At 61.3% G+C, this 5,204-nt stretch carries 5 protein-coding genes and 1 pseudogene; all 6 read right to left on the minus strand.

Annotation, left to right across the window (positions count from 1 at the left end; translation table 11 throughout):
• Nucleotides 1-47: 47 nt before the first annotated feature.
• A pseudogene (locus ET21_RS0117545) lies at nt 48-785 on the minus strand (ArdC family protein); the annotation flags it as partial.
• Between the two features lie 205 nt (nt 786-990).
• Nucleotides 991-1,590, minus strand: coding sequence for a PIN domain-containing protein (locus ET21_RS0117550; protein WP_308429995.1), 600 nt, complete (start codon nt 1,588-1,590; stop codon nt 991-993).
• Nucleotides 1,556-2,002 carry an excisionase gene (locus ET21_RS0117555; RefSeq protein ID WP_030540684.1) on the minus strand — a complete coding sequence of 149 codons (447 nt, stop codon included), beginning with the start codon at nt 2,000-2,002 and terminating at the stop codon, nt 1,556-1,558. The genes ET21_RS0117550 and ET21_RS0117555 overlap by 35 nt, the downstream gene beginning before the upstream one ends.
• A 67-nt stretch (nt 2,003-2,069) precedes the next feature.
• Complete coding sequence (locus ET21_RS0117560) at nt 2,070-3,401, minus strand: site-specific integrase (RefSeq protein WP_237751592.1); 1,332 nt, start codon at nt 3,399-3,401, stop codon at nt 2,070-2,072.
• Between the two features lie 260 nt (nt 3,402-3,661).
• Entirely contained in the window at nt 3,662-4,747 is a 1,086-nt protein-coding gene (locus tag ET21_RS0117565) for a tyrosine-type recombinase/integrase (protein WP_202807134.1), read from the minus strand.
• A gap of 174 nt (nt 4,748-4,921) precedes the next feature.
• Nucleotides 4,922-5,164, minus strand: a complete 243-nt coding sequence (locus ET21_RS0117575) for a hypothetical protein (protein WP_030540687.1) — start codon at nt 5,162-5,164, stop codon at nt 4,922-4,924.
• Between the last annotated feature and the right edge of the window lie 40 nt (nt 5,165-5,204).

Below are 5,204 nucleotides of genomic sequence, written 5' to 3' on the forward strand. Positions count from 1 at the left end.
CATACCGTTCAAGTGTGCGTGAGGCACGGTGCAGACTGTCCAGATAAGGCTATCATCTCCTCGAAGGCGTATTTCTTCGTACCGAAGCTACCCGAGAAATCCCGCCCGAGCCGGGTCTCATGCCCTGTGGCGTGACCTATCTCGTGGAGGGCGGTCCGGTGCCAATTGATCGGCTCGAAATAGGCTTGCGGCGGCGGCACCTGCACATAGTCCTGAGCGGGGGCATAATAGGCGCGGTTCCCGCCGATCCGGAAATCGATGCCGGTCGCCGCGATCAGCGCCTCGACCTGCGGCTCGATCATGCCGGGCGGTGGAGGTGGGGCCTCGACGGCGATGTTGTCGGGCAGGCCTTCGCATTGCGCGGCGTTGAATACGGTGAACCGCTTGAGGAACGGAATGCTGCCGGCTTCCTCCCCGGTCTCACGGGCGCGGCGCTTTTCGTCCTCCGGCGTGAAACGATCGGCATAGACGACGGTGGTGCCGTGCTCGCCCTTCCTGACATTGCCGCCAAGCGACAGCGCCTGGCGGAAAGTGAGCCAATGCTGGGTGGGATAGCCATGCTGGATCACGGCCCCCCAGAGGATCAGGACATTGATGCCGGAATATTGCCGGGCGGTCGCCGCGTTCCTCGGCATGGCGAGCGGCGCTTTCGCCGCCGCCGTGCCCCAAGGTTGGACCCAGGGAAAGCGCCCTTCCTCCAGGTCGGCGATGATCTTGTCGGTGATGTCGTCGTAAAGATTCGTGCGCGTGCCGCCCTTGCGAGCCGCGCGTTGCTCTCTGGCCATCGGGATGATCTCCGCGACGGGCGCCGGAAGCCTCTCCTCCGGCCCTCAACCCGTCACGGAAAACCCGTCCGCACTCTCACTCTGAAGGGGGCGTTGCGGGGTCTCCCCGCAGAAGGGGGTGCGCCGGCGACCGAGGCGCCGGCCAGGGGGAAGACTTTCCCCCGCAATCCGTAAATCAGGGCTTCGGCAGGCATGGACGTCCGGTTCAGAGATCGTCGATATGCTTCTCGATCTGCGCTGCCAGCCTGGTGAGTTTCTGACCTCGCAGGATGTCGAGGAAGTCGGACGCGGACACACGCGACCGCCTGAGATTGCGCCGAGCATTCGCCAGCGACCCGGTGGTCTGCTCCGGAAGCTGTTCATGGAGATCGGCCAGGAAGGCGTCTGGTGTCTGACGCACCAGATTGTGTTTTCTCAACGCGCCAACCGGGAAATCGCGCAGGTTCCAAGTGATGATCGTCGATGCGCCTGCCGCGATGGCGGCTGCGGCGACATGACGGTCATCGGGGTCGGGGAGACTGATGGCAGGGATATGCTGTTCGTATCCGGCAATACGCGCCTCGGGCAATGCAAGGTCCATGAGACGCTTCGTGCCCATCAGGCGATCGGGCGGAAGGCCCGGCGTATTGGCGATGAGGTTCTGCATCCATTCGTCATGGATCGCATCGGTCCAGCGCGCGTGGAACAGGCGGTCGACTGCCGCCTGCACGATGACGTTCCTCAGATGAAACGGATACAGGACACAGGCATCGCAGACCGCGACAACGGGATTAAATGCCATAGCGGAGGTTGAGATCCTCGGCATCGGCCGCCAGGCCTTCCATCGCCTTGCGCTGGCCGTCGATCTGCGCCTTCAGCGCCAGAACGTCCTTGAGCGATGCGCGGCGATGCTTTCCCACATAGCGGAACGGCAGATCGCCGATGTCCATGCGATGGACGACGAGCGGCCGCGAGATGCCGAGGATTTCGGAGGCATCGGCGGGGCTTAGTTCCTGATCCTCGGCCAGCACGGCGACGCGCTCGCCGCTGCGCAGATGGTCCAGCAGGGCCTCGACCACATCGGCCGCGGCAGGCGGCAGTACGACGGTCTGCTCCTCTCCGTCCCGGCGGCGGACACGCAACTCGAAGCGGTCGCCCGCCCCGAGACTGGGAAGGGCGAGCACCTTCTTGCGGTCCCGGTCCGAAAGACCGGCGAATTTGACAACCTGGCTGGCCATGGCGGTTTCTCCTTCCTGACCAATATAGGCGCCCTGAACGCTAACTGCAATAACTGAAAATCTGGTATCAGGCTGCAAGGCGCTCATCCTCCTCGGTTTCTGGCTCACCGATCGCCTGAAGCAGGAAGCGCGACAGTGCAGCCTTGCGGGAATCGCGATCCAGCGCATAGGCGGTCTGCTTGAATTCGATCCCGTCGAGCAATCCCTGAATGTAGCCGGAGATCGTGTCGGCGGCCATGATCAGGGCCGTGTCGAGCGAATGGATATACTTGCTCGTGACCGACCCCTTGGCGTGCCCGACCAGCGCGGCGATCGTGACCTCGGTGAAACCGAGATCGTTGGCGATGCTGGCGAAGCTGTGCCGCAAGACATGCGGCGTCACGTCGGCCAGCGGGCTGTCCCTGAACATCTGTCTCCAGTGGTTGGGAAAGCCGCCGAAGGCGTTGTCCTCGCCTTGGCCGGGGAACACATAGGTGCCCGTCGCCGTCTTGCGACGTTCTTCCAGATATTCGATCACCGGCAGGCCAACGGGCCGAATGGAGGCGCCTTCCTTGCTTTCCTTGAGGCGTATGCAACTCGCGTCGATATCCGCCTCGGCCCATTTGAGGCCGATCATCTCGCTGCGGCGACAGCCGGTGAGCGCGATCTGCCGGATGATCTCGACCGTCATCTCATATTTCGGATTCTCGGCTGCCGCCCGCAACATCTCGCCGAGGATGCGGTATTCGGCTTCGGTGAGACGACGATCGCGCACATTGTCCTTGGGCTTGCGGATACCATGCGCGGGATTGGAGGTGATGATTCCGGCCTCCATGGCGTATGTGAGAATGCCACCGAGGAGCCCGACGGTCCGCGTAGCCGTGCCGGCGCCGCCGCGCACGATGGCTTTGCCGCGCAGCTTCTTGGTTTTGACCGATACCGCCGTCTTGCCGGCCATGACGTCCTTCAACACCTTGGCGACATCGGCCTTGACCAGATCTTTGACCTTGCGGTTGCCGATCAGCGGAATGATGTGCCGGCGAATTCGGCCCACATCGCTGACGATGGTGCCTGCCTTTTTTGGGCGTCCGCCTTTGCCGAGGATGAGACCAGCGTCGAGATCCTTGAGATACATCGCGCACAACTCCTTGACGGTGAGCGCCTGATGATCGAGCTGGCGTTCTTCGGAAGGGTTGTCACCTTGGGCCACCCGGCCGAGCTGTATCTTCGCTTCCTGCCGGGCGGTTTCTGCCGTCCAGATGCCATGGAGGCCGATAGTGTAACGACGGGTTCGACCTGCGGCGCGATATTGGATAAGGTAGCTGCGTTTTCCGGACGCGAAGACACGAAGGCCGAAGCCGGGCAGCTCGTCGTCCCAGATGAAATAGTCCTTTTCACGGACGGCAGCGGCGTCCACCACACGTTTTGTCAGCTTTGACATTAGCCATTCCTCCCGCTGAGGAAGGGTTGCTTCCGCGGAAGCACCACGGAAGCACCCGGATGGAATTCGGAGCGAAGTTCTGGATATGGATTTCGGCGGGAAAAGCAGAATTGTCCATATGTTTCAAATCGTTGTCGTATCATAGCGTGCCCTGGCGTGTATTTAGGATAGCCAGGACAAAATGCTCCGAAGGCAAAGGCCAGAGGTTCGAATCCTCTTGGGTGCGCCACAACCTTATTTCAGCCCTTATTTTCCAACAACTTAGCGTCGTTTTTGTCTAACCCGGTTTCTTGGTTAGACATACTCGACCGCGCCAATATCGCCATTGCCTGGTCGGCCAAAGCCACCTGATCGGCGTCCCGTGTATAGCGGGCGACCTCGGAATCTGTGACGTGGCCGGTGATCGACTTGATAAGCTGGTTTGACATGCCAAGCTCTGCCATGCGCCGCGCCGCTGCTTTACGCAGTCCATGTGCCGAACAGTCTGTCAGCCCCGCCTCATTGCAGCGCTTGCGGAACCAGTTTCCAAAACTGGCGACCGGGAATGGCGTCCCCCGCTCTGAAACAAGGAAAGCCAGATGCCCCGACGGGCAGGCAACGATCGCTTCCGCCAATTCCGGGTGAACCGGGATATATAGCTCCTTGCCCGTCTTCATCTGCCGCACACGGATGCGACCGTTTTTGACGTGCTGCGGCCCCATGATCACAACGTCAGACCGGCGCTGCGCTGTGTAGAGCAGCAGGCAGAGGGCGAGTCGCGCCTTTGTGCCTAGCGGGTGCCGCGCCTCGAAAGCGGCAATCTCGTCTTCCGTCCATGTGTGGAAGCCATCCCCCTTCGCCTTTGGGGCCTTCACCGGCTTGGCAGGGTTGTCCTTCCGCATTCCTATCAGGATCGAATAGTCGAATAGCTGGCGCAGGCGCTTCAAGAGCATCGCTGCCGCGCCGGGCGTCTCGCGCATCGTGCCCATCAGCTTGTCCACATTGTTGGCCGTCATTGTGGCGACCGGGCGGCTTCCATACTTCGCCCTGAACCGCTCCAGCGTCCCGCGATAGACCCGCTTGGTGCTTTCCTTTGGCACGTTGTTCCATACGGTGCTGCGATAATATTGGGCGATCAGGTCATCGAACGTGCCAGGCGCTATCCGATTCGCGCCCGGCTCGATCCTCGCCCCCTCTTTCAGCGCCAGATATTCCTTCCAGAACTCGTCACTGCCTACAGGGTGGTGGAGATACTGTGCCGGGTAGCCAGTGCGCCGGAAGCGGAGCCTTACCTTCCCATGACGATCGCGAAACTCTGTTACGTAAGGCGGCAAGCCTTTGGTCACTCTAGGTCTTCCCATCCCTCGCCATCCCTGCGCCGAATCACTTGCTCGGTAAGGATGACGATTTTTCCATTCGGGTCTATCTCGACGCGGATCTGATCAAAGCCTGCCGCTCTCATCCCAGCGGCGGCCCTTTTAATGTCCGACTGCTTGAAGCGAGCGGGTGCCCCCATCCCCCTACCTCCCCTCTGTGTCGGAGAGAGCGGCCGCCAGCACGGCGCTGAGTTCCGCATTGTACGGAGCCGGGTTGCAGAAGGAGCAGCGGCGCGTGCAGAGGCAGGAGCCTTCTCCCTCGTCATATGTGTCGCACTGCCAATCCCATGAGCAGCCGTAGACGAAGCCTTCACCACCGCAATTCCAGCATTCGTTTTCCTCGTAATCCCAATACGGATCGGCATCCTTCTCCACCATGCTATCCATTCTGCTTCTCCTGTTCCTGGAGGAAGGTGCGGGCGCGCTC

The organism is Sphingobium sp. DC-2 (genome assembly GCF_000722555.1).
GTDB lineage: Bacteria > Pseudomonadota > Alphaproteobacteria > Sphingomonadales > Sphingomonadaceae > Sphingobium > Sphingobium quisquiliarum.

What these genes read in the sequence shown, in the direction of transcription:
- ET21_RS0117575 (WP_030540687.1), bottom strand. Translation starts at nt 5,164, where the DNA reads ATGGATAGCATGGTGGAGAAGGATGCCGATCCGTATTGGGATTACGAG.
- ET21_RS0117555 (WP_030540684.1), bottom strand. Translation starts at nt 2,002, where the DNA reads ATGGCCAGCCAGGTTGTCAAATTCGCCGGTCTTTCGGACCGGGACCGC.
- ET21_RS0117550 (WP_308429995.1), bottom strand. Translation starts at nt 1,590, where the DNA reads ATGCCGAGGATCTCAACCTCCGCTATGGCATTTAATCCCGTTGTCGCG.